Origin of the sequence: Texcoconibacillus texcoconensis (assembly GCF_014202575.1) — a bacterium.
GTDB lineage: Bacteria > Bacillota > Bacilli > Bacillales > Salisediminibacteriaceae > Texcoconibacillus > Texcoconibacillus texcoconensis.
In genome coordinates, this window is record NZ_JACHHB010000003.1 from 1 (window position 1) to 25453 (window position 25453).

Annotated in this window: 23 protein-coding genes and 1 CRISPR repeat array; of the genes, 4 read left to right on the plus strand and 19 right to left on the minus strand. The window is 42.0% G+C overall.

Features of this window, described 5'->3' with window-relative positions; translation table 11 throughout:
* Positions 1-110 precede the first annotated feature (110 nt).
* Positions 111-1405: a CRISPR direct-repeat array (repeat unit 30 nt; unit sequence GTTTCAATTCCTCATAGGTAAGATGAAAAC).
* Positions 1406-1616: 211 nt separating this feature from the next.
* A complete protein-coding gene (locus HNQ41_RS03800; RefSeq protein WP_184663105.1) occupies positions 1617-3236 on the minus strand; it encodes a copper resistance D family protein in 1620 nt (539 codons plus the stop codon).
* 1 nt (position 3237) lies between these two features.
* Positions 3238-3831 carry a copper resistance CopC family protein gene (locus HNQ41_RS03805; RefSeq protein WP_184663106.1) on the minus strand — a complete coding sequence of 198 codons (594 nt, stop codon included), beginning with the start codon at positions 3829-3831 and terminating at the stop codon, positions 3238-3240.
* A 406-nt stretch (positions 3832-4237) separates the two neighbouring features.
* Between HNQ41_RS03805 and HNQ41_RS03810 the strand changes: the two genes are divergently transcribed.
* Both HNQ41_RS03810 and HNQ41_RS03815 read left to right on the plus strand, forming a co-directional pair.
* Entirely contained in the window at positions 4238-4732 is a 495-nt protein-coding gene (locus tag HNQ41_RS03810) for a cation:proton antiporter regulatory subunit (RefSeq protein WP_184663107.1), read from the plus strand.
* On the plus strand, positions 4733-5911 hold the full coding sequence (locus tag HNQ41_RS03815; RefSeq protein ID WP_343043322.1) for a cation:proton antiporter: 1179 nt from the start codon (positions 4733-4735) through the stop codon (positions 5909-5911).
* Positions 5912-5948: 37 nt separating this feature from the next.
* On the opposite strand, the gene HNQ41_RS03820 is transcribed toward HNQ41_RS03815, so the two are convergent.
* The 4 genes from HNQ41_RS03820 to pxpB form a co-directional block, all read right to left on the minus strand.
* Positions 5949-6131: a hypothetical protein gene (locus HNQ41_RS03820; protein WP_246421479.1), complete on the minus strand. Its 183-nt coding sequence runs from the start codon at positions 6129-6131 to the stop codon at positions 5949-5951.
* An 80-nt stretch (positions 6132-6211) separates the two neighbouring features.
* Complete coding sequence (locus HNQ41_RS03825) at positions 6212-7174, minus strand: 5-oxoprolinase subunit C family protein (RefSeq protein WP_184663109.1); 963 nt, start codon at positions 7172-7174, stop codon at positions 6212-6214.
* A complete protein-coding gene (locus HNQ41_RS03830) occupies positions 7174-7938 on the minus strand; it encodes a LamB/YcsF family protein (RefSeq protein ID WP_184663110.1) in 765 nt (254 codons plus the stop codon). Before HNQ41_RS03830 ends, HNQ41_RS03825 begins: the two co-directional genes overlap by 1 nt.
* Before the next feature lie 63 nt (positions 7939-8001).
* A complete protein-coding gene (gene pxpB / locus HNQ41_RS03835) occupies positions 8002-8733 on the minus strand; it encodes a 5-oxoprolinase subunit PxpB (protein ID WP_184663111.1) in 732 nt (243 codons plus the stop codon).
* Between the two features lie 177 nt (positions 8734-8910).
* On the opposite strand from pxpB, the gene HNQ41_RS03840 reads away from it, so the two are divergent.
* Positions 8911-9282 carry a hypothetical protein gene (locus tag HNQ41_RS03840; RefSeq protein WP_184663112.1) on the plus strand — a complete coding sequence of 124 codons (372 nt, stop codon included), beginning with the start codon at positions 8911-8913 and terminating at the stop codon, positions 9280-9282.
* A 29-nt stretch (positions 9283-9311) separates the two neighbouring features.
* Here HNQ41_RS03840 and HNQ41_RS03845 read toward each other — a convergent pair whose 3' ends face one another.
* The 8 genes from HNQ41_RS03845 to hemA all read right to left on the minus strand — a co-directional run bounded on the left by HNQ41_RS03845 (position 9312) and on the right by hemA (position 16529).
* Positions 9312-9743: a ribosomal eL19 family protein gene (locus HNQ41_RS03845; protein ID WP_184663113.1), complete on the minus strand. Its 432-nt coding sequence runs from the start codon at positions 9741-9743 to the stop codon at positions 9312-9314.
* Positions 9740-10066: a hypothetical protein gene (locus HNQ41_RS03850; RefSeq protein WP_184663114.1), complete on the minus strand. Its 327-nt coding sequence runs from the start codon at positions 10064-10066 to the stop codon at positions 9740-9742. The genes HNQ41_RS03845 and HNQ41_RS03850 overlap by 4 nt, the downstream gene beginning before the upstream one ends.
* Before the next feature lie 58 nt (positions 10067-10124).
* On the minus strand, positions 10125-11411 hold the full coding sequence (hemL, locus tag HNQ41_RS03855; protein WP_184663115.1) for a glutamate-1-semialdehyde 2,1-aminomutase: 1287 nt from the start codon (positions 11409-11411) through the stop codon (positions 10125-10127).
* A 19-nt stretch (positions 11412-11430) separates the two neighbouring features.
* Positions 11431-12408 (minus strand): porphobilinogen synthase, encoded by a 978-nt coding sequence (hemB, locus tag HNQ41_RS03860; RefSeq protein ID WP_184663116.1) that lies wholly within the window; start codon positions 12406-12408, stop codon positions 11431-11433.
* Complete coding sequence (locus HNQ41_RS03865; protein ID WP_184663117.1) at positions 12405-13235, minus strand: uroporphyrinogen-III synthase; 831 nt, start codon at positions 13233-13235, stop codon at positions 12405-12407. The genes hemB and HNQ41_RS03865 overlap by 4 nt, the downstream gene beginning before the upstream one ends.
* Positions 13232-14164: a hydroxymethylbilane synthase gene (gene hemC / locus HNQ41_RS03870; protein ID WP_184663118.1), complete on the minus strand. Its 933-nt coding sequence runs from the start codon at positions 14162-14164 to the stop codon at positions 13232-13234. Before hemC ends, HNQ41_RS03865 begins: the two co-directional genes overlap by 4 nt.
* Positions 14165-14208: 44 nt before the next feature.
* Entirely contained in the window at positions 14209-15030 is an 822-nt protein-coding gene (locus HNQ41_RS03875; protein ID WP_184663119.1) for a cytochrome c biogenesis protein CcsA, read from the minus strand.
* Between the two features lie 113 nt (positions 15031-15143).
* Positions 15144-16529, minus strand: a complete 1386-nt coding sequence (hemA, locus tag HNQ41_RS03880) for a glutamyl-tRNA reductase (RefSeq protein WP_184663120.1) — start codon at positions 16527-16529, stop codon at positions 15144-15146.
* Between the two features lie 284 nt (positions 16530-16813).
* Between hemA and HNQ41_RS03885 the strand changes: the two genes are divergently transcribed.
* Positions 16814-17290, plus strand: coding sequence for a hypothetical protein (locus HNQ41_RS03885; RefSeq protein WP_184663121.1), 477 nt, complete (start codon positions 16814-16816; stop codon positions 17288-17290).
* Between the two features lie 35 nt (positions 17291-17325).
* On the opposite strand, the gene yihA is transcribed toward HNQ41_RS03885, so the two are convergent.
* From yihA to tig, 5 genes are all read right to left on the minus strand, one after another.
* Positions 17326-17907, minus strand: a complete 582-nt coding sequence (yihA, locus tag HNQ41_RS03890; protein ID WP_184663122.1) for a ribosome biogenesis GTP-binding protein YihA/YsxC — start codon at positions 17905-17907, stop codon at positions 17326-17328.
* On the minus strand, positions 17907-20228 hold the full coding sequence (lon, locus tag HNQ41_RS03895; protein ID WP_184663123.1) for an endopeptidase La: 2322 nt from the start codon (positions 20226-20228) through the stop codon (positions 17907-17909). The genes yihA and lon overlap by 1 nt, the downstream gene beginning before the upstream one ends.
* A 131-nt stretch (positions 20229-20359) precedes the next feature.
* Positions 20360-22042: an ATP-dependent protease LonB gene (gene lonB / locus HNQ41_RS03900; protein ID WP_184663124.1), complete on the minus strand. Its 1683-nt coding sequence runs from the start codon at positions 22040-22042 to the stop codon at positions 20360-20362.
* A gap of 403 nt (positions 22043-22445) precedes the next feature.
* A complete protein-coding gene (gene clpX, locus HNQ41_RS03905; protein ID WP_184663125.1) occupies positions 22446-23720 on the minus strand; it encodes an ATP-dependent protease ATP-binding subunit ClpX in 1275 nt (424 codons plus the stop codon).
* 389 nt (positions 23721-24109) lie between these two features.
* Positions 24110-25405 carry a trigger factor gene (gene tig / locus HNQ41_RS03910; RefSeq protein WP_184663126.1) on the minus strand — a complete coding sequence of 432 codons (1296 nt, stop codon included), beginning with the start codon at positions 25403-25405 and terminating at the stop codon, positions 24110-24112.
* Positions 25406-25453 lie beyond the last annotated feature (48 nt).

The window sequence follows — 25453 nt, forward strand, 5'->3', positions numbered from 1 at the left end:
CTAGCATCATTTTCAAATGAAGATTCATAACTTATTAGCTCTTTAAAAAGTAAATGTACCTTAAAGAAATTGTTCAGTTTAGTGTTGACATTCCAATCGCAAACAGTGGTGTTTCAATTCCTCATAGGTAAGATGAAAACAATCGTCGAAAAGGACGGCGAGGAAATCGCTAGGCAGTTTCAATTCCTCATAGGTAAGATGAAAACAGAAGAAGGCGCGATGGGTTTTCGTCCCGGTTCGCAAGTTTCAATTCCTCATAGGTAAGATGAAAACAATTGCGGCGCACAACTTAAATGCGGAATGTAGCGCAAGTTTCAATTCCTCATAGGTAAGATGAAAACTCCGGAACTGAACCGACCTGTCACCGTACCCATCGGGTGTTTCAATTCCTCATAGGTAAGATGAAAACTGTTCGAGAATGCTTTCATCACCTTCTACATAATCAGTTTCAATTCCTCATAGGTAAGATGAAAACTTTAACTCTACGCCTAAAGGTTGCATGTGGAGAGGATCGTTTCAATTCCTCATAGGTAAGATGAAAACGGAAGAGTTCGCAAATGCTATCGTTCGAGGAGCTGGTTTCAATTCCTCATAGGTAAGATGAAAACAGAGGACGCGCTATCTCTGCACACTGACCGAAAGAGGTTTCAATTCCTCATAGGTAAGATGAAAACGGGATAAAGACGAAGCCAAAGAGTTTTTAGAGTGCTGGTTTCAATTCCTCATAGGTAAGATGAAAACTCTGCCATTTTCATCAGCACTGGAATTTTGCATAATCAGTTTCAATTCCTCATAGGTAAGATGAAAACAACTCTACCGCTATCAAGAACATCTTGTTTTATCTGTTTCAATTCCTCATAGGTAAGATGAAAACGGACGAATGGTCAGAAGCTGAGGACATTGTTGCGGAGTTTCAATTCCTCATAGGTAAGATGAAAACTATAATCAATCCCCCACGTTTTTTCTTCTTTACGGATGTTTCAATTCCTCATAGGTAAGATGAAAACCTATACGACCAACATTCAGCCGCAGACTTTGATGGTGTTTCAATTCCTCATAGGTAAGATGAAAACTAATGGCGAAAAACCTTTGTTTGCATATGTAGACACGTTTCAATTCCTCATAGGTAAGATGAAAACCCGAAGACATAACGCGTGAAGACATCGAAATTATCGAAGTTTCAATTCCTCATAGGTAAGATGAAAACGTTTGACGTTGGTAATACATCTATACGGGAAAACCCGGTTTCAATTCCTCATAGGTAAGATGAAAACCTACAATCAACGAACAAAAATTACTAAGAATAAATTGTTTCAATTCCTCATAGGTAAGATGAAAACAATCTTATCTATTGAAGATGGGGGCAACAAGTGGTGTTTCAATTCCTCATAGGTAAGATGAAAACCCCAAACTTCCCTCTAATATAGGTATTCTTTATAGACCAAAAGAATCCTTCCTGAAATTTTCAATCAAAGTTTAAGCTTTATAATAATAGGTTTGCTTTAAAAACCTTCCACATTTTCTTTTTTTCTTCTTTTTCCTATTTGTCGTCGATCCCCTGGATTTATTGTTCAACTAGAGATCGACGACATTATTATAATTGTGTAGCTTCGCCTTTAATGACAAAACGCCCCAGTCTCCATCTCCATTCTCATATACTCTCCGATGACTGTGCCGTCATCTGCCATGAAATTGATTGGATGGTTTTCGCTCCATGCTTCGTCGCTATGGGCGATGTTGATGAATGCATCATTTTCAACATCGACGAAGTTGCCCATCTGTTCGTATTCGATTTCGACGCGGCTCGTTTCTGCTGGTTCTTGCACGTATCCTAATGTGACGTACGTATATTCATAGTCTTCGTGGTCCCAAAAGCCGTCGCGAACGATGAACGTACGAATCGTATGGTCTGCTTGCTTCACTGGTTCACCACCGACGGTGAGGGTGGCATTTGGCAGCCGCTGATATCCGTCTTCCGTTTCTTCGACGAGTTCAGTCACGAGCAATTCATCATCAACGACATAAACGACCGCTTCGTAACCATCTTTGTATTCTTCCACGACTAACACATCAACTTGGCGACCGTCTTGTGTCACCTCTACCGCTGACTGTACGTCTTCATAGACCGTATCATCGACTGTCGCCGTCGTCGTTTCCGTACTTCCTATGACCCAAGTATACCCTGCTGCCACAATGCCTAACGTGACAATAGGGGCAAGTAACAATCGACGTTGCGTTTTTAAAATCATCCCTAGCCAAATAAACAGCCCAAACGCAGCAACCGCTGCCAACAGAGCTGGGTGGAAAACGACGAATTGTAAATCGCTCCCTGGGACAAAATCACCGATCAATGCCGTTGCAACTGTAGACGGCAACTCAAATTGTAACGTCGTGGCGACTTCGTGAGGTGGGGTTTGATGTGACATCACCGCTGTGACAACAAAAATAGCTAAGCCGATGACACTCTCAATTTGAAACGACCGTTTCGGTGAAAACTGCGGTTTACGTTCAATCTTCTTCCGCAACAAAAAGCCATGTGCAAATCCGTAAAACACGAGAGGAATAAACAATAAATGTTTTAACAGCAAAAGCTGTCCGTATGGAAGCATCCAAGAATTCATATACTCAGGCACGATATATCCCATCAGTACAAATCCGGATGCGATCATCACCGATACACATACAATCGCAAACGGTGTAAACCACTGTAAAAACTTATCCCAATTCGCATCCTCTTTTACAAAAAATGAAACGGTAAGTAACACACCGATCCAACTCACCGCTGCTAATAAGTGCATCCCATTGCCTAAAAAACCACCGATCGCATCAAGTGACGCACCGTGACTCGCCCAACTGACGGAGAACACCATCCCGACCGCAAGCAATAGCGGCAGGAAAGGTCGATAGCCTTTTTCTTTTTCAAATCCTAATTTCAAAAGCCCTATCAACATCAAAGCCAATACAAGTGTAAACATCCAAGCCTGACCGACTTGGTAATCCCCTAATACCGTGATAGCAGCTTCAAAAATCGGCATTTGGAATGCAGTCATTAAATGCTGCACGATATCAATCGCTGGCGCGGCTGCTAACAGAACAATCGCGCCAATGGCAATGAATAAATAGGACCGGTTCATCGCAACTTCTGGCTTTCTCTGTTCCGAAATCACTGAAAGAATGAGATAACCAAAAACAAACGCAAAGCTTACATAAAGGAGTGCATCACTGATTGCGATCATTTTATCCCTTCTTCCTTAGAACAAAATATCCGCCGATCACAAGTACAATCGCAATCGGTGCATACAATAACCAGTTGTCGTTCTCATCATCACTTTCCCCAGCCGTTTCATCGCTTTCTGAAACTTCATTTTCTGATGCTTCATTTTCAATATCCTCATTGACTGATTCCTCTACTGTCGATGTATTTTCACTTTCGTCTCGACTCTCTTCTTCACTTTCTTGATCTGAGGATGCTGCTTCATCAGACGACACTGTAAATGAGAAACTTCCGTCTGTCGTATGTCCGTCCGTTGCTAGCGCTTGCCATTCGGCTGTGTAATCGCCACTTGCGAGCGGCTCAGCCAAAGTTGCTGTTAATTGTGGACTGTCCACAATTTCTTCTGCGATTTCCAATTCCTCACCTTCATCATCGAAAACGGTAACTGTTGTATGTTCTTCGATCCCCGAATCAAAAACGAGTTCAATCGTTTCAAGTTTCTCTTCGACGTCTTCCCCACCACTAGGAGAAGATGATTCCAAATGTGCATGAGATAAAGCTTGCGATGGAAATAATAACATCATAATGACCGTAAGTGGGAACAACCATTTCATCATACCCAACCTCCCAACTAATTCCTACTATTCTAATAGGTATTATATAGTTAATTAGACGATTTGTGAACAGGTAAAAATCGAACTTCTTCTAAAAAGGCTCTTTCCGTAAACTTTGTTGTTTTTGATAAATGTGATCACATCGGCTGTTTCGTGCGCTTCGGACATGAATTTCGCTTTTTATTGCATGAAAAAGTGAAGATGTACGGCACATACGTCCGCACCCGCATCTGTCATCTGTGTCTGCAAGTCGCATTCACCTGACCAGGTTCAACATCGTGTGGTCGTAGTTGCTGTGGTACGAATTGCTGCTGTCAACGATCCAACCTTTTAGAAATGAACTTGCGCTCGTTGTTTACATGTTTTTGTAAGCGAAGGATATACTAACGAAATATTGGGAGGCTTGTTTATGAACATTCATTCGACAAAGTTACCTGGAATTGGAGAGAAGATTTCTTTTCGTACGATGGATGACAGTATGATTGTTTTAGTGACTTATCACACCGGGAAAAGGGAGCTTTATTTTTTTGATGAGGCTGATGAGGATGAAGCGGATTTCAGTATTGAGATGAATGCCGATGAAACCCGTGAATTAGGGGCTCAACTTCTTGGTGCGACGTATCAGCCGATAGAGACGGAGCAAATGAAGTTGTTCCGTGACAAGATTTTAATGCAATGGTTGAAGGTGAATCCTACGTCTCCATTTGCGGGGAAAACAATTGAAGAAGCGAAAGTGAGAGAAAAAACAGGGGCTTCAATTGTAGGGATTTTCCGAGATGATGATGTCATTGCAAGTCCTACACTTGACCAACGTCTTGAGGCAAGGGATACGATCATGGCCGTTGGAAAAAACGAACAAATTCAATTGCTTGAACGTTGGATTGAAGGTGAGGTGGATCTGTAGGTGGCTTTAGAGATGCCAGAAATGTTTGGTGCGGGTCTTTTACTGTTACTCATGGGCATTTTTGGTTTTATTGGTGCGAAATTTAAGATTCCTGAGGTCGTCATCTACATTTTACTCGGGTTTTCTTTAAGTGGTTGGCTAAGCGGTAATGACATGCTTCATTTTATCGGTGAAGTAGGGATTGTTCTGCTTTTCTTCATGCTCGGCATGGAATTTCCGATTAAAGAGCTGATAAAAATTGCCAAGAAAGTGACACCAGCTGGGACGATCGATGTTATTTTAAGTTTTGGTGTCACAAGTGGCATTTGTCTTCTTGCTGGAATCGATCTCTTGATGTCGATGATCATCGGTGGTGTTGTGTATGCGACGAGCTCTTCAATTACGATGAAAATGCTCGAGAGTTCTAAACGAACAGCCAACCCCGAATCTGAGTTTATGCTTGGGGTTTTGATTTTTGAAGATCTTGTTGCACCTGTAATGGTAGCAATTTTCGTTGCCTTAACAGCCGGTGAAGATATTACCGTTACATCGATGAGCTTGTTAGGTTTACAAGTCGTCGGGTTGATTGTACTAGCGATATGTCTCGGTCATTTCATATTCAGTAAGCTCGGACCTTTTTTTATCCGTCATCTACATCAAGACGTCTTCATTTTATTTGTCGTCAGTATCGCCCTCTCGTATGGCGGGCTTGCCCTTTACTTCGAATTGTCGGAAGTGCTCGGCGCTTTCCTCGCGGGGATCATTGTCGCAGAAGCACGGCGCACACATGAATTAGAAGGGTTAATGTTACCTTTACGTGACTTAACACTGCCTTTATTTTTCGTCTACTTTGGGACGAGTATTGACCTAAGTGAAGGCATTCCAATGATCGGACTGTTAATCGCCGTATTTATCTGGTCAGTGATCGCCAAATTAGTCGTTGGTTATTACGGCGGTCAATGGTACGGACTGTCAAAAAAAGTGGCGCTTCGTGCAGGACTTTCATTTACACAAAGAGGGGAATTCTCCATCATTATGGCAAGTCTTGCCACAACGGAAATCATGGCGTTTAGCAGTGTGTATATCTTGATATCTGCCATGTTTGGAATCGTCCTCTTTTCTTATGCGCCAAAGATTTCAAAAAAGCTTTTTGGAAACGGAAAAGGCAAATCAGGAAAAAGCCATGTACCAGAAGGATAATCTAATAAAGCAAGAGACGGATCAAGCGCCTCTTGCTTTACTTATTTGATTGATCCTGTTCCATAAGCTTTCGAATATGGTCTTTCGGACGCCAGCAATTAAACTGATACGTCGTCTTCGTATCAAAGCCTAACCTAGCACAATAATAACGCATCCCATCTTCTAATTTCTCTGCTCGAAAATGCTCGCACGTTGCACAGCAATGAAAGTTTTTGTTCAAGTTGATCAACTCTTTCATTAGGGATTGTTTGAAAATAGACTAACGATCCAATCCTTCATTGAAACGACGAAATAAGCTCGTCAATTGATTATACCTGCACCTAAGCTTAGTTGACGGAAAGCTTTTTCCCGCTTCACATTTAACGCTTGTGCCTCATCAATAGACACCGCCTGAAACGATATCTTATTCCCCGGTAACATTTGCCCAAGGTAAGGCAAATCGACAGAAATGACGGTCCCAATTCGCGTATATCCGCCCGTCGTTTGCCGATCCGCTAGTAAAATAATCGGCTCACCACTTGCAGGTACTTGGATCGTTCCAGGAAATATCGCATCGGAAAGAATATCTGCTCCTGAAACGTGTGTAAGTTTCGCCCCTTGCAAGCGATAACCCATTCGATCTGATTGTGGACTGATTTCATACGCTTCTGATAGGAATGTACCGATACTTGATTCATGGAAAGCTTGTTCGTCAGGTCCTAAAATGACACGCAATGTTTGATCTCGTTCATAGTCAGGGACAAGCGATGACTTTAAACTTCGACTGACGAGACCTCTGTTATGAAAGGTTGGTTTCCCCTTCTCTATTACATCACCTTTTTGCAGTTCACGACCGTCCACGCCACCGACTTGCGCTTTCATGTACGTTGATTTACTTCCCATCACCGTTGGAATCGAAATGCCACCGGCGACGGTAATATATGCACGCGCACCACTTACTGGTCGTCCGAAACGAATTGTCTGCCCTTGCTGCACGTAAAACGATTTCCATAAAGGGGCTGGTTTGTTGTCTACAGTCGCAGACAGATCCGCGCCACAAATCGCGATCACCGCATCTTCTAGCAACTCAATCTCAGGACCCATGATGGTGATTTCAAGCCCCGCTTCCCCGCGCTCGTTTCCGACCAACAAGTTCCCGACTTGCAAAGCATAAATATCCATCGCACCAGACACGACCATCCCGTATTGTTGGTAACCTGTACGCCCAAGATCTTGCACAGTCGTCAGAAGTCCCGGCTTCACGATCCGAAACACCGCCGCCATTAACTCCCAACCCGCTTTAATGTAATACCATTCTCTGTTAGCGCGTGTCGGAGCTGTTTGACAAACTGCAAAGCACTCGGTTCGTCCCCATGGACACAAATGGTGTCAGCTGTCAAGTCAACGTCCGACCCATCGACCGCCGCAACCTTCCCTTCTTTCACCATACGAATGACACGACGGGTTGCTTCGTCGGCATCATGGATCATCGCATTCGGTGATGTACGCGGTGTCAGTGATCCGTCTGGCTGATATGTGCGGTCTGCGAACACTTCGTTGGCGACGGTGAGACCGACCTTTTCCCCGGCTTTTACGAGCTCGCCATTTGCTAGACCAAATAGAATGAGATGGGGATTGAGTTGGTAGACGGCTTCTGCGATCGCTTGTGCAATGGCTGGATCTTTGGTCGCCATATTAAAGAGCGCGCCGTGTGGTTTGACGTGATTGAGCATGAGTCGGTGTAGCTCTGCGAAGCCTTGTAATGCGCCGATTTGGTAAATGATGAAATTGTACACGTCATCTGGGTCTACGTTCATTTGGCGGCGCCCGAAACCGATTAAGTCGGGTAAGCCTGGGTGGGCGCCTAAGCCAACTTGTTTTTCTACGGCGAGATTGATTGTTCGCCTCATGACGTTATGGTCGCCTGCGTGATAGCCACATGCAATGTTTGCGGATGTGATTTGTTCAAGGACGAGTTCATCTTGGCCGATCGTATAGGCGCCAAAGCTTTCTCCTAAATCGCTATTTAAATCTACTTGGTAAGTCATTTGTATCCCCTCCGTTCTCAATCGATGAAAAATGTTCTGCGTGATTTCACGCCATTTTCAGACTCATTCCTTACCTGTGTAGTAATCAATATAAGGTTCATAGGTTCCGTCTTGAACTTGTCGTTCGATATTTTGATATTCATGTTTTGATATCGCGATAAATTTTAAGTAATCGCCAGCCTGTAATAGAATCGGATTTTCCCGATATGGATCATATAATTTAAGAGGCGTTCGGCCAATGAGCTGCCATCCTCCTGGTGTTGACATCGGATAAACGCCTGTTTGCGATCCAGCAATGCCGACAGAACCTTTAGGCACATGTGCCCGTGGTTCGGCAAGTCTTGGTGTTGCAATCTTTTGGGACATTCCTCCAAGGTATGGGAAACCTGGTGTAAAGCCCATCATATAGGTGAGGTAGTCTGAGGCTGTATGAATAGATATCACCTCTTCTTCCCGGAGTCCGTTTCGTTTTGCTACCTCAGCTAAATCGGGGCCATAATCGCCACCATAACATGTTGGCATATGAATAATTCGAGCGGGCGGAAGTGTTGCATCTGTTTGTTTGTCTTTCATTTCTATTAAGGTTGCTTTTAAGTCATGGTACGACACGATATACGGATTATAGGAAATCGATATCGCTGTATAAGTCGGAATCCATTCTATCACACCTGGGAGTTCTTGTTGTTCAAGGAGAATCGCAAAACGACGAATCAACTGGTTGATTTGCGGTGAAATCTTTTCTCCAAAATGAATTCGTAGTCCTGTATCTCCTAATGGTGTTATATGAAACTGCATTTTTTCACCACCTACAGAGAAAATCAGTACCTTTCTATATTATATATGAGAAAGGTTTTTGTAGCTTTCCTTAGACACTTAAGCAAATAGCTGTGGTTTCTGAGATATTAATGTGTTCATACCGAAGTATGTCATAATAATAACAACAAACGCTCCAAATATGGATAGAGTAATTGGATGTTTGTAGTCACCAACAATCTTGCGGTTGTGCGCTGCCAAGAGTCAGGTGAAATGTTTTTTCGTTCAGGTGAAGCAGTTTTTCCTTCAGGTGAATCAGTTTTTCCTTCAGGTGAAGCAGTTTTCCCTTCAGGTGAAGCAGTTTTTCCTTCAGGTAAACCGTTTTTTCCTTCAGGTAAACCAACTATTCCGTCAGCTGAACTATTTTTTCCGTCAGGTGAATCACTTTTTCCTTCAGGTAAACCGTTTTTTCCTTCAGGTAAACCAACTATCCGTCAGGCGAACCACTTTTTCCTTCAGGTACGACCATTTTCCCTTCAGGTGAATCACTTTTTCCTTCAAGTAAACCGTTTTTTCCTTCAGGTAAACTAGTTTTTCCTTCAGGTAAACCGTTTTTTCGTTCAGGTGACTTCTTTTTTCTTCAAGTAAACTAATTCCCCCTTAGGTACGACCATTTTCCCTTCAGGTGAACTGTTTTTTCCTTCAGGTGAATCAGTTTTTCCTTCAGGTAAACTAGTTTTTCCTTCAGGTAAACCGTTTTTTCCTTCAGGTGAATCACTTTTTCCTTCAAGTGAATCACTTTTTCCTTCAAGTGAATCACTTTTTCCTTCAAGTGAATCACTTCTTCCTTCAGGTGAATCACTTTTTCCTTCAGGTGAACTGGTTTTTCGTTCAGGTGAAGCAATTTTCCCTTCAGGTGGAGCAGTTTTTCGTTCAGGTGAATCACTTTTTCCTTCAGGTGGAGCAGTTTTTCGTTCAGGTGAAGCAGTTTTTCCTTCAGGTGAGTCGATTTTTCCTTCAGGTGAATCAGTTTTTCCTTCAGCTAAACTCATTTTCCCTTCAGGTAAACCGTTTTTTCCTTCAGGTGAGGTGGTTTTTCCTTCAGGTAAACTTTTTCCTTCAGGTAAACCGTTTTTTCCTTCAGGTAAACCGTTTTTTCCTTCAGGTGAGTCGATTTTTCCTTCAGGTAAACTCTTTTTTCCTTCAGGTAAACTCTTTTTTCCTTCAGCTGAACCGTTTTTTCCTTCAGGTGAACTGGTTTTTCGTTCAGGTGAGTCGATTTTTCCTTCAGGTAAGCCATTTTTTCCTTCAGCTGAACCGTTTTTTCCTTCAGGTAAACTCTTTTTTCCTTCAGCTGAACATGTTTCCCTTTCATCTAAAGACGCAAAAAAACCGACAGCAACTGTCGGTTTTTTCGTCTATCTAACCCATTACTATTTAATTTCTGCAAATGCGCGTTCTGCTGCTTCAATCGTTGCTTCGATATCTTCATCAGAATGCGCTGTTGAGAGGAACATCCCTTCGAATTGAGAAGGTGGCAAGGAAATGCCTTGTCCAATCATCGAACGGAAATATTTTGCAAACATCTCTTTATCTGATGTAGCAGCTGTATCGTAATCAACAACTTTTTCACTTGTGAAGAAGAAGCCAATCATCGAACCTGCACGGTTAATATGATGTGGAATCCCGTGTTTTTCAGCTGCTTCATGTAGACCTTGTTCTAGTCGCTCTGCTTGGCGGTTAAATTGTTCATATGACTCTGGTGTCAATTGACGTAACGTTTCATAACCAGCCGTCATCGCAAGAGGATTACCTGATAACGTGCCGGCTTGGTAAATGGGACCGTCCGGTGCGATATGTGCCATAATTTCTTTCTTTCCACCATAAGCACCGACTGGCAGACCACCGCCGATGACTTTTCCTAGACAAGTCAAGTCAGGCGTAACGCCAAATTCTCCTTGGGCACATTCGTAGCCGACACGGAAGCCAGACATCACTTCATCAAAGATTAATAAGCTTTCGTACTCGTTGGTCAAGTCGCGTACACCTTGTAAGAAACCTTCTTCTGGTAAAACAACGCCCATGTTTCCTGCGACTGGTTCCATAATGACACAAGCAATATCATCGCCGAATTTTTCAAACGTATAACGCAAGCTTTCTAAGTCGTTATAAGGAACGGTTAATGTGTTTTGCGCGACAGATTCAGGGACACCTGGGCTATCTGGGAGACCTAGTGTCGCCACACCTGAGCCTGCCTTAATTAATAAGGAATCACCGTGTCCGTGGAAGTTACCTGCGAATTTAACGATCTTATTACGGCCGGTATAACCGCGGGCGAGGCGCAATGCACTCATCGTTGCTTCTGTTCCAGAGTTGACCATGCGGACAACTTCGATCGATGGTACACGCTCAATGACGAGCTCAGCAAGTTTTGTTTCCATTTCACTTGGCGCACCGAAGCTCGTGCCTCGTTCAGCCATCGTCTTTAATGATTCAACAACTTGGTCATCAGCATGTCCAAGAATAAGTGGTCCCCATGACATCACGTAGTCGAGGTATTCATTTCCATCCACATCCCAAATGTGCGAACCCTTTCCTCGTTCCATATAGATTGGATCCATCCCTACGGATTTGTAAGCACGAACAGGACTGTTCACACCACCTGGCATCACTTTTTTCGCTTTGTCAAACGCTGCGACCGATCGGTTTAAATTTAACATATTGCGATCACCTCATCTGTTATTGGTTCAACCATTTTGCTACATCTTTTGCAAAGTACGTTAAGATTAGATCAGCACCTGCTCGTTTCATGCTCGTCAATTTTTCCATGACAACGGCTTGTTCATCAATCCACCCTTGAATTGCAGCACCTTTTATCATTGAATATTCTCCACTAACGTTGTAAGCAACGAGCGGATACGGGTGACGGTCTTTTAATTCACGCAAAATATCTAGATAAGAGAGTGCGGGCTTTACAATGAGAAAATCTGCGCCTTCTTCAATATCTGATTGCGCTTCGCGAAGGGCTTCGCTTCTGTTTGCTGGATCCATTTGATACGTTTTACGGTCACCAAATGACGGAGAACTATGAGCCGCGTCCCGAAATGGACCGTAAAAAGCGGACGCATACTTCACCGCATAACTCATGATCGGGATGTTTTTAAATCCTGCTTCATCAAGACCTTGGCGAATTGCTGCTACAAAACCGTCCATCATGTTTGATGGTGCGATGATATCAGCACCTGCTTGTGCTTGGGATACGGCTGTCTTAGCCAAAAGATCTAGTGATGGATCATTTAAAATTTCTCCATCCTCAATCACACCACAGTGTCCGTGATCTGTGAATTGGCAAAGGCAAGTATCTGCAATAACAGTTAGTTCAGGGTGACGGTCTTTGATCTGACGTGTCGCCCGCTGAACAATCCCCTTCTCATCAAAAGCCGATGTGCCTTCGTGATCTTTATGGTTGGGTACACCAAATAAAATAATCGACGGAATACCGAGGTTGACAACCTCATCTACTTCTTCATTCACTTGATCAATCGGAAACTGATAAACACCTGGCATTGAAGGAACTTCCGTTTTGTCAGTACCTTGCTCTTTTACGAAAATAGGATAAATCAAATCATCTGTATGCAATGTCGTTTCACGTACCATCTGACGAATACCGGCTGTACGGCGCAAACGACGATGTCGTTGAAAGTTTACTTCAGTCACGACCGATCTTCCTTTCTAGATTTCAAGTTTTGTTGATGGATGAGCCCTCGCTCGACCGTCTCGACGAGTCCACGGACCGTATATTCTCTAGCCATTGTTACATATCGGAACCCGTGCTCTCGTGCAGTTTTTCCAGTCACTGGACCGATCGTATATACAGGGAGAAATTTTGCCTTTTCTTCCCATAATTCGTCGTTAATAAATGAAACGAAAGTCTCTACTGTCGATGGGCTTGTAAACGTTAAAGCATCAAGCTGATTATCCTCAACTAATGATTGCAATTGATCACGAGAGGATTCATTTGGAAATGTTTCGTATACATCGACCGCGTCGACGTCCACTCTCGCCTTATGTAAAATCGATTCAACCGTATCTGAAGCGAGTTGTCCTTTCGCAAACAACACACGTTCACCAGGACTGACTTTTGACTTTAAGCCATTAGCTAAGTCTTCCCCTGTAAAAGCGAGCGGAACATAAGCTGCCTCGAGTCCATAAGATTTCAGAACGGCTTCAGTTTTTGAGCCAACAACGGCAATTTTCTTCTTCTTTAATTCTTGTAACGAACCTTGTATTTCATAACAATAGTCAACGAGAGGGCCAACAGCGTTAGCACTCGTGATGATGACCCACTCGTATACTGACATTTGATTCAAAACGTGACGAATTGGTTGTTCGTCTTTTGGTCTTTCAATCGTTAACAGTGGAACGTGAATCGGATGAGCTCCTCTAGATTCAAGCATCGTCATGATTTCATCAGTTTGATGAATTGCTCGGGTTATTAAAACCGTTTTTCCAGCAAGGCGCTCATATTCAGCCCCTGACATCATTTATCTAACTCCGCTTTCACTTGATCGAGCACTTCTTTTGCTCCTTGATTTAAAAGCGTATGAGCAATTTCTTCCCCGAGCTCTTTAGGATTCTCACCCGTTTTTTGTTCCTTAAATATCGTTTTACCATCTGGTGACGCGATAAGCGCGGTGAGCGATATTTGATTATCATCAGTTAACATTGCGTATCCACCAACTGGTACTTGGCAGCTTCCTTCAACGGCGTGTAGAAAGCTACGTTCCGCTTCAACTGTTCGTGCTGTTTCACCGTGATTGATTTTTGCCAACAACTGACGAATCTCTTCATCGTCTTCGCGACATTCAATACCGAGTGCCCCTTGACCAACGGCTGGTAAACTGAGCGTTGGCGCTAAAAATTCGCTGACGATACCTTTATCCCAACCAACTCTTTCAAGGCCTGCTGCAGCAAGGACAATCGCATCAAATTCCCCATCAGTGAGTTTTCGATACCTTGTATCAATGTTGCCGCGAATCCATTTAATTTCAAGGTCTGGACGTTGTGCCAAAACTTGCGCCGAGCGCCGCAAACTACTTGTACCAACGACCGATCCTTCAGGTAAATCCATAAGACCTTGACCGCTGTTAGAGATAAATGCATCACGTGGATCAACACGGCGCGGTACAGAAGCAACCACTAAACCTTCTGCGATTTCTGAAGGTAAATCTTTCATGCTATGAACAGCCATATCAATTTCTCCGTCATACATCGCTTGCTCGATTTCTTTAACGAATAGTCCCTTTCCGCCTACTTTTGAAAGTGTAACGTCTAGGATCTTGTCACCTTTTGTGACAATTTCTTTTACTTCAAATTCATATGGAACATCCAATGAACGGAGCTCGTTAATCACCCACTCTGTTTGTGTTAAAGCAAGATTACTTTTTCTCGATCCAATAATAATTTTTCGCATACGTCCCTCCATCATTTTGCCCAATATCAATAAGTTATTAACGTTTAATACCACAAATGAAAGTCAGAAAAAGCATTAGATAAGAAATAATTAATAAGCAAAACAAGAAACGCCCCTGCATTAAATAACGCTAAGTTGTATCCACGCACACCTCGAACCACTCGTTGAAACAAATAGCCGCCGTATACAAGGAGTACTAAAAACGATGTAACCACTTTCGGGTCAAACCATGGTACGGAATCAAAGGTGATCCATGTATAGACAATACCCAAAATAAGACCTGTGAGCATGAGTGGAAAACCAATGATCGTAAATATAAATGAAGAGCGTTCAAGTTTTGTTAAGTTATCAAAACGACCAAGTCGCTTTCCCCATTTTTTCTGCTTTAACATTTGATGTTGCACGATGTACATGATCGAAAAACTAACCGAAAGTGTGAAACTTCCATATGACAGTAATACAACCACAACATGAATAACAAGCAATTCAAAGATAAGTAGCTCAGCTAGTTGTGGTGAAATATCACCAGCTGGTGCAAAAATACTAATCGCCATCAACGCAAAGCCAATCACATTAAGAAAAAAGACAAGAAAATCAACCCGAAATAAATGGTTGATGACAAGTGAGAATGTAACGAGTAACCAAGAATAAAAAAATAACCCTTCAAAAATCGTCATGAGTGGCAAGCGGTCAAACTCTAACATTCGCAAAATAATAAATGTGACTTGTAGTATCCAAACAATAGAAAGCAACCAGAAGGACCATCGATTTACCTTCTGGTTGTTTTGTATAAAATCATAAAAATAACCTAAAACACTGAAGCAATAAAAGACAATGATAAATACGTGAATGAGGTTTAAGAGCACGGTATGAGCGCTCCTCTCATTTAAGGTGTTGAAAAAGTTAGGAATCTTTGTTCTAGTTTACTCATTTTCGAGTGAAAAAGAAGTGGATCCTAACCTTTTGTTTTTAATCTTCATTAAGAGCGAACCACTGCTTGGTTGGACGCCATAGTAGTCTTTTTTTTCTTCGCGATTTTCCATTCCCGCTCTGCTTTATCAATTTCTAATTTGACCTGTTGTAAATGCTCTTGCTCCTTCAAATCCTCTTCTAGGTTAAAAATTCTCGTAAATAACTCGATTGATTCATGTGCATTTTCTTCCTCAGGTAATTCTTTCACTGTAAGGATCGGATCTTTGAGCATTTGGTTTACAACACTTTTCATGTGTTTGCGAACGACTTTCTTTTCACGCTCCGATAAGTCGGGGAGTTTACGCTCTAAGCTGTCCATTGTTTGCGATTGAATCGATAAAGCTTTCGAGCGTAGAGCAGTAATAACAGGTACAACTCCTAGCGTATCTACCCATTCACTAAAAGCGACAATCGCTTCCTCAATTTGCAACTCTATTTTTTCTGCTTCTTGCTTTCTTTCTTCGATATTTTGAGAAACAATCCCTTGTAAATCATCAATATCGTACAAGTAAATGTTATCAAACTGTTCTAATTCTGGATCAATATCCCTTGGTACAGCTATATCTACAAGGAAAAGTGGGCGTCCTTTTCGTTGTTTGATCACTTCTTCCATCATGTCTTTTTGAATGACATAATTTTTCGCTCCAGTAGACGTGATCAAGATATCAGTGTTCACTAATTCCTCTTCAATAGCATCAATTTGTTTGGCTGCGCCTTGGAAATTTTCTGCTAACTCAGCTGCTTTTTCAAACGTTCTGTTCATGACGGTAATCTTTTCAACCCCACTTGCGTGCAAGTGTTTTGCCGTCAATTCGCTCATTTTACCAGCGCCAACGATAAGTACATCTTTTTGTTCGAAAGAACCGAAGATTTTTTTCCCTAATTCTACTGCTGCATAGCTAACAGAAACGGCATTTTCTCCGATCGTCGTTTCTGAATGCGCGCGTTTAGCAAGCGTAATCGCTTCTTTAAATAGGTGGTTAAAAATCGTTCCCGTTGTTTCTTGATTTTGCGCCGCGAAAAATGCTTCGCGAATTTGTCCGAGAATCTGCGTTTCCCCTACAACCATTGAGTCGAGACCGCACGTTACTCGTAATAAATGCTCAACAGCATGTTCTCCTTCGCGAATTTGCAAAAACGGTGCAAAATCTTGTTTCGGCAAATCGAACCAGTTCGAAAGGAACGCTTTTGTATAATAGCGCCCAGTATGAAGTTGATCGACCACCGCGTAAATTTCTGTTCGATTACACGTAGATACAATCGCACACTCTAAAATACTTTTCGACTGTTTTAATGTCGTTAATGCTTCATTAATGTCCTGTTGAAACGTAAATTTTTCTCGTATTTCAACAGGTGTTGTTTTATAATTCAAACTGACAACTAGGATGTGCACCCGATTCACCCCCGACTACATATGCGTCCACCAACGAAAAATTCCTAGTTCGAATAAAATCTATCTAACATCACGTAACAATCACATTTCATCATGTACAATTATAACACTGAAATAGCACCTGTAAAATGAAAGGCTCAAACATATATGAACATTTTGTGACAAAAACTTCACAAACCGCATTCTCTCGTGTTAAAAATCGAGTTAGTATATTCAATCCTTTAATGGAACATTGTGGTACAGGTATCATCTACATTTATTTTTTCTAAGGTGGTTTGTTAATCATGCGTCGTCAAGGACTTTTCTATGGTCTGTTATTAATCAATATCGGTAGTTACTTTCTTCTTCTTCAGTGGGATGTGCCGATCTCAAACCAATGGCTTACTTGGCCAACGCTTCTTTTTATGATTGGTTTTGCATTTTTGTTTCACGGTTTTTGGGTAAAGTACCCTGATCATACTTTTGTGGGAACTTTGCTTTGTGGATTGAGCGCTCATTTTCATGCATTAAACTTTTTCCAAACGTGGCCTTCACACTGGGGAATGTATACGCTCGTGATCTCACTTGCTTTTTTTATCCGTTACTTGCAATCTAAAAGGCGCGGATTAACGATCGCGATCATTCTACTCATTTTGTCTTTATTAAGCTTTTTTTATCAGCCTTTTCTCTCGTCATTTCACCGTGTATTTGAAGCGATTGATCAACTATGGCCAGTGGCGCTGATGATACTTGGTGTTTATTTACTAATCTTTAAAAAATGAAAGTTTACGAAAAGAACTTTGTAAAAAATCCGTTCCTACAAAAAGGAACGGATCGCTTTCCAAGCTTCTTCTTTTCCTTGTGCGGTTTCAGCAGAAAAAGGGATTAAGTAATCTTCGGAATCGTAATTTAACTTGTTTTTAATTTCTTTTAAGTGCTTCTGATGTTTCCCTTTTGGAATTTTATCTGCCTTCGTTGCGATAAGGATAACAGGAATCTCAAGATGTTTTAACCATTCGTACATCATCACGTCGTCGCTCGTTGGCGAATGACGCATGTCGATGAGCTGTACGACTGCTTGTAGTTGTTCACGCTCTTGAAAGTACGTTTCCATCATACGTCCCCACGCAGCACGTTCTGCTTTACTTACCTTTGCAAAACCGTACCCAGGAACATCAACAAAATGGAAAGCTTCATTAATAAGGTAAAAATTAAGTGTTTGTGTTTTCCCCGGTTTTTGCGATGTTCGGGCCAACTGTTTCCGGTTTAGTATTTTATTAATAAATGATGACTTCCCGACATTTGAACGGCCAGAAAGCGCCAATTCTGGCATTGGCGCTTTTGGGTATTGGTCGGGGCCTACAGCACTAATTACAATTTCTGCTTGATTAATTTTCATTATTTCTCCCCTACCATTGCATGTTTTAAGACATCGTCTAGATGTGAGACAGGAATAAATGTTAGATCTTCACGGACGCTGTCTGGAATCTCTTCTAAATCTTTTTCATTTTCTTTCGGCATTAAGATGACGGATAAACCAGCACGGTGAGCGCTCATCGCTTTTTCTTTCAAACCACCGATCGGTAGTACACGACCGCGAAGGGTAATCTCACCAGTCATCCCAACTTCTCTTCGAACAGGGCGACCTGTAAGCGATGATATGAGTGCCGTTGCCATCGTGATCCCGGCTGAAGGGCCATCCTTTGGTGTCGCACCTTCAGGAACATGGATGTGAATATCTTGATTCTCATTAAATTCAGGATCAATATTTAACTCGTCTGAACGAGAGCGGATATAACTAAACGCAGCTTGTGCTGATTCTTTCATAACATCTCCAAGTTTTCCTGTTAGTGTCAACTTCCCTTTCCCTGGTGAAACGGAAACTTCGATCGTTAACGTATCGCCACCAGCAGACGTATAAGCAAGACCTGTAGCAGCTCCTACGAGATCTTCCGCTTCTTTCTTACCGTAGCGATATTTCGGCTGACCAAGAAAATCTTTTAACGTGTTTTTCGTCACAATCACGCGCTTTTTGTCACCAGACACAATAATTCTCGCTGCTTTACGGCAAACTGTTGCTAACTGACGCTCCAAGCTTCTAACGCCTGCTTCTCTTGTATAATGGCGGATTGTATCTATAATCGCTTCGTCTTTTACTTGAATTTGGGAACGTGTTAAGCCGTGATCTTCGACTTGTTTATCAAGCAAATACGTCTTCGCAATTTGCACCTTTTCCACTTCAGTATAACCACTAATATGAATGATTTCCATTCGGTCCAAAAGTGGGGCCGGGATTGTTCCAACATTGTTTGCAGTCATGATAAACATTGTTTTCGATAAATCGTAAGGTTCCTCAATGAAGTGGTCACTAAACGCATTGTTCTGCTCTGGGTCGAGTACTTCAAGGAGCGCAGAAGAAGGATCTCCACGGAAATCATGGGCCATCTTATCAATTTCATCAAGTAAAAATACAGGGTTCATACTACCTGCTTTTTTCATGCCTTGAATGATTCGTCCAGGCATCGCACCAACATACGTACGGCGGTGACCTCGAATTTCAGCTTCATCGCGGACACCACCAAGGGAAATGCGAACAAAGTGGCGGTCAAGGGAACGAGCAATTGAACGAGCCAACGACGTTTTCCCTACTCCTGGTGGCCCTGCAAGACAAAGGATCGGTCCTTTTAGCTTTTCTGTCAATTGTTGAACAGACAAATATTCAAGCACGCGTTCTTTCACTTTTTCTAAGCCGTAATGATCTTCATTTAGTATTTCTTCTGAGCGGTGGATATCATGGTGATCTGTCGTTTCATAGGACCATGGAATTTGTGTTAGCCACTCGATATAGTTTCGAATAACGGAACTTTCCGCTGAACTAGGTGACATTCTTTCATAACGCCCTAGTTCTTTTAATGCCTTTTCCTCAATGTGCTCAGGCATATCCGATTCTTGTATTTTTTCGCGCAGTTCAGCGACTTCGCCATCTTTACCATCCTTATCACCGAGTTCTTTTTGAATGGCTTTCATCTGTTCACGCAAATAATATTCTTTTTGCGTCTTTTCCATCGATTTTTTTACGCGTTGACCTATTTTCTTCTCTAGACCTAACACTTCTTTTTCGTTATTTAAAATGTTAAGTACGCGTGTAAGTCGATCGGTAATATCAAATGTCTCAAGAATTTCTTGTTTTTGAGAAATTTTCAGCGGTAAATGTGACGAAATAATGTCTGCCATACAACCTGGCTGTTCAATATCTGCCACTGAATCATACGTCTCCTGAGAGATTTTTTTGGACATTTGTGTATACTGCTCGAATTGTGCTAGCACATTTCTCATCAGTGCTTCTTCTTCGGCAGTCGGTTCTTCTCGTTCTTCATACAGGTCAACGTCCACTTCATAATAAGTGTCTCGTTCAACAAACGAAGAGACTTCACCACGTTTTAACCCTTCAACGAGAACGCGAATCGTTCCATTTGGAAGCTTGATCATTTGCTTCACTTTTGCTAACGTACCAATTTGATAAATATCGTCTTCGGTCGGTTCATCGACTGAAACTTCTTGTTGCGTTGCTAAAAAGATTTCGTCATCATCGACCATTGCTGTCTCTAATGCTGCCACTGACTTTTCTCGTCCGACATCTAAATGCAAAACCATCGTGGGATATACGAGCAAACCTCTAAGTGGCAACAACGGACGGGTGACCGTTTTTTCTTTTTCCATATGTAACACCTCCAAGGTTACCTGACATGTTCAAGCAAATTCCGGGATGTAAGTCACCGTACTAACGCCCTAACCTCTGTACAATTTTATCCTATCGACATGGCTTTGTCTAACGAGGACATGCTTCCTCGTTAGACGGGGGTCTTTTCATTTGAAAAGCCACCTGCTAAATCATCATTTGCAGTAACCGATTCTTCATGCTTCGGTTCCTCTATTAGTGACGCCTCAAGAACCTCATGAAAATGTTCTACTGGATGAACAGTGACACCATCAATTTCTCTTAATATCGATTGGTCATTTTCTTTAGGAATGAGAATCCGTTTTGCACCTGCTTGCTTCGCTGCTTCAACCTTTGCAATAATTCCACCAACAGGTTTTACCGTGCCGTGAATACTCAATTCCCCTGTCATTGCAACATCCCATGAAACCGAGATATTATGGATCGCTGAATAGATTGCAGTTGCTATGCTAACACCTGCAGAAGGACCATCAACGGGGATTCCACCTGGGAAGTTGACGTGAATATCATAATCAAACGTTGGTATCCCCATATGTTTTAACACCGTCACGACGTTTTCAACAGAGCCTTTCGCCATACTCTTTCGTCGGTAAGAGCGCCCGTGACCGCCGACTTCTTCTTCCTCAGCAATCCCGGTCACTGTTACATCACCATTTCCTCGATTTGAAAACACCGTCACTTCAACTTCTAATACAGAACCTAAATTTGGTCCAAATACTGCAAGCCCATTTACAAATCCTACTTGATTGTTTTTAATAATCGATTTTTCTGGACGCGGGGCGCGTTGGCTGGCGTTTACAACCCATTCCATATCGCGCAATTCGATCCGCGAACGTCCTTCTCCATCAGCTACACCTGCTGCAATTTGCATCATGTTGACAGCTTCGCGTCCATTTGTTGCATATTTACTAATAAATGAATATACCCGCTCATCAATGTCTATAGACAACTTCTTAGCAGTCGAGGAAGCGATTTCTTCAACTTCCGAACGAGTTAATGCACGAAAGTACACTTCTAGGCAACGAGAACGAATGGCTGGTGGAATTTCTTCAGGCCTTCTTGTCGTTGCACCAATTAGGCGAAAATCAGCTGGCAAACCGTTTTGAAAAATATCATGAACATGGTCTGGGATTTGTCTATTTTCTTCACTGTAATAAGCACTTTCAAGAAATACTTTACGATCTTCTAATACTTTTAACAACTTATTTAATTGAATACCGTGTAGTTCACCAATTTCATCAATGAAAAGCACACCACCGTGGGCTTTCGTCACCGCGCCTTGTTTTGGTTGCGGGATCCCTGCTTGCCCCATGGCACCTGCCCCTTGATAAATCGGGTCATGTACAGAACCAATTAACGGGTCGGCAATTCCCCGCTCATCAAACCTCGCTGTGGCACCATCTAACTCGACAAATACAGAGGATGAACGGAAAGGTGATGACTCTTCCTTTTTGGATTCCTCTAGTACAAGACGAGCTGCGGCCGTTTTTCCAACCCCTGGCGGTCCATAAACAATCACATGTTGAGGGTTGGGTCCACACAATGCCGCTCGCAGGGAACGGATCCCATCTTCTTGACCGATAATGTCATCAAACGTTCTCGGCCTAACTTTTTCTGTTAATGGTGCACTTAAAGATATGTCGCGTAAACGACGAAGTTCATATAATTCTTTTTTCGATTCCTTATCTACTGAAACGCGTTGATTTCGTTGCGAACGTAACATTGTCCAAAAGTAGAGACCGATGACAATTCCGAAAAACAATTGGATCAATAATGCCAATCCTGTCCAATTCAAGATATCTTCCTCCTTCACATACAGCTTCCTCCGTGATTAGTATGACCTGAAGATACGAAGCTACTCTCTGTGAAGGGGAGGCAATAATTAGGGAATTGGCAAACATGAAGTACTTTAGGTACGAGGGACGCGGTCTCTATTAACTCCAAGTTGGTGATAGGTAACGGTGGTGAGGGGTGCTGACATTCATTCCGTTATTTAAGCTAAAAACGTGATTTTTGGTCGCCTTACGGACATTGATTCCGTTAACGCCCCTATAAAAAGCAAATAACCTGTGATTTTCAAATATAACGGACTCGATGTCCGAACTGCTCAAACAAAAAAACTCATCCAACCGCAACAATGTTCGCTTTACAAAAAGGGAGGTTAACTCGTTCGCATGAGTCAACCTCCCCACTTTTAACTATGCGCTTTCTCGTGGTTCTTGCTGGTCTGGTGTCAAAACTTCTCCGTCTTTCGTTTCTAACGTAGGACGTTCACCATCTTTTACCGTATCTTTCGTGATGATACATTTGGCAATATCTTCACGGGATGGTAATTCATACATGACATCTAGCATTAAGTTCTCGATGATCGAACGAAGGCCACGTGCCCCTGTCTTACGCTCAATCGCTTCACGAGCGACTTCACGTAATGCTTCATCTTCAAATTGAAGTTCAACATCATCAATTTCGAGTAACTTTTTGTATTGTTTAACGAGCGCATTTTTCGGCTTTGTTAAGATTTCAACAAGCGCTTCTTCGTCCAACTGTTTCAAAGCAGAAATAACTGGAATACGTCCGATAAACTCTGGGATTAATCCGTAACGAAGTAGGTCTTCAGGAAGGATTTTGTCCATAAATTCATCTTCTGTTAACTCATCTTGTTCAACATCAGATCCGAACCCGATCACTTTTTTACCAAGGCGACGCTTGATAATTTGCTCAATACCGTCAAAGGCACCACCTACGATAAAGAGAACGTTCGTCGTATCGATCTGAATGAATTCTTGATGAGGATGCTTTCTTCCGCCTTGAGGTGGGACACTTGCGGATGTTCCTTCAAGAATTTTTAGTAGGGCTTGCTGTACACCCTCACCTGATACATCACGCGTGATTGATGGGTTCTCAGATTTTCGAGCCACTTTATCAATTTCGTCAATGTAAATAATACCGCGCTCTGCTTTTTCAACATCATAATCTGCCGCTTGGATAAGTTTTAGAAGAATGTTTTCCACATCTTCTCCTACATAACCGGCTTCAGTTAAAGACGTAGCATCAGCAATCGCAAATGGGACATTTAAAATACGTGCTAACGTTTGAGCAAGTAACGTTTTACCGCTTCCTGTTGGTCCAATCATACAGATGTTACTCTTAGCAAGCTCAACATCATCACTTTGTTTGGTCGTGTTCACACGTTTATAGTGGTTATAAACAGCAACAGATAGGGACTTTTTCGCTTGATTTTGGCCGATGACATAGTCATTTAAAATTTCACGAATTTCTTGTGGTTTCGGGATTTCTTGGTAATCAACTTCTTCTTCATTACCAAGTTCTTCCTCCACAATTTCGGTACATAGTTCAATACACTCATCGCATATATATACCCCTGGACCAGCAACTAACTTACGTACTTGATCCTGAGTTTTACCACAAAAGGAGCACTTCAATTGCCCTTTTTCTTCGTTAAACTTAAACATTCCGTTCACCCCTTACTTATTATTCCGAGGAACCTTCGTCTATATGAAGCTAGATCGATCTCTTGAATGTTAGCTAAAACTGCATCTTCTTACATTGTACGTCTGATCCCTCATTTTTAACCACATTTTTTTGAAACTGTTGATCTTCGTACAATTAATCCCCACTCTTATTGTACCACATGAACTTACTTTCGTATTATGTATTGCCATTTTTAGACGCTCCTTCGCATCAGCACGGTGGAGCGATTATTATGTGTAACTAGGATAAAACAGTGAAAAAAACATGTCAAACGTAAGCATTCACAACTTTTTTTCATTATCCGTATAAACATGTCAAATATGTACAAAACAAGGCACGAAATGTTTCGCGCCTTGCAAATTATGTTAAATTATGCTGCTGTCGTACGGTTCTCAACTAAGAAATCGATTGCTTTGCGTACTTTTAAGTCGCCTTTAAGCATATCTACGCCACCTTGCATTGCAAGGATTTGCTTGATTTCTTCTTTAGAACGTTGATACATTTCAGCCATGTTATCTAATTCTGCTTCAACGTCTTCATCTGTTGCTTCTAAGCCTTCAGCTTCAGCAATCGCTTCAAGCGTTAGGTTCATGCGAACACGCTTTTCAGCATCTTCTTTAAATTGTTCTTTCATGCCTTCTTCATCTGTACCTGCGAACTGGTAGTACATATCTAAGCTCATGCCTTGAGCTTGTAGACGCTGACTGAATTCTTGAAGCATTTGATCTGTTTCTTTTGTAACCATCGCTTCAGGAATATCGATTGTTGCGTTTTCTGTCGCTTTTTCAACAAGCGTATCACGCATGTCAGTATCTGCGTCTTGCTCTTTTTGTGTTTTTAGACGTTCACGTACATTGTTTGTAAGCTCGTCTAATGATTCAACGTTTTCGTCTGCATCTTTAGCAAACTCATCGTCAAGTTCTGGCAATTCTTTTCTTTTTACGTCATGTACTTTCACTTGGAATAACGCTTCTTTTCCAGAAAGTTCTTCTGCATGGTACTCTTCTGGGAATGTTACCTTTACTTCACGATCTTCGCCAGATTTTGCACCAACTAATTGCTCTTCAAATCCTGGAATAAATTGACCCGAGCCAATTTCAAGGGAGAAGTTTTCAGCTTTTCCGCCTTCGAATGCTTCACCATCAACGAAACCTTCAAAGTCGATTACGACTGTGTCACCTTCAGCAACTTCACCATCTTCAATTGCTACAAGTTCAGCATGCTTTTCTTGCATTTGCGTTAATTCGTTTTGTACATCTTCTTCAGTGACTTCTGTGTCTTTCTCTTCAACTTCTAAGCCTTTATAGTCACCTAGTTCTACTTCAGGCTTTACAGTCACTTTTGCAGTGAAAATCATTTTTTCACCTTTTTCGATTTGTTCAACATCGATTTCTGGACGATCTACAGGATCAATTCCAGCTTCTTCTACAGCTTGTGAATAAGCTTCTGGAAGAATGATGTCTACAGCATCTTGGTAAAGGGATTCAACGCCAAAGCGCTGTTCGAAAATTTTACGAGGTACTTTCCCTTTACGGAAACCTGGTACATTTACTTTTTTAACAACTTTTTGGAACGCTTGGTCCAATGCAGTATCTACCTTTTCCGGCTCAACCTCTACTGTTAATACACCGGTATTCCCTTCCTGTTTCTCCCATTTTGCAGTCATTTATTCTTTCCCTCCAACATCAAAGGTTCTATTATGTGCGATATCCGT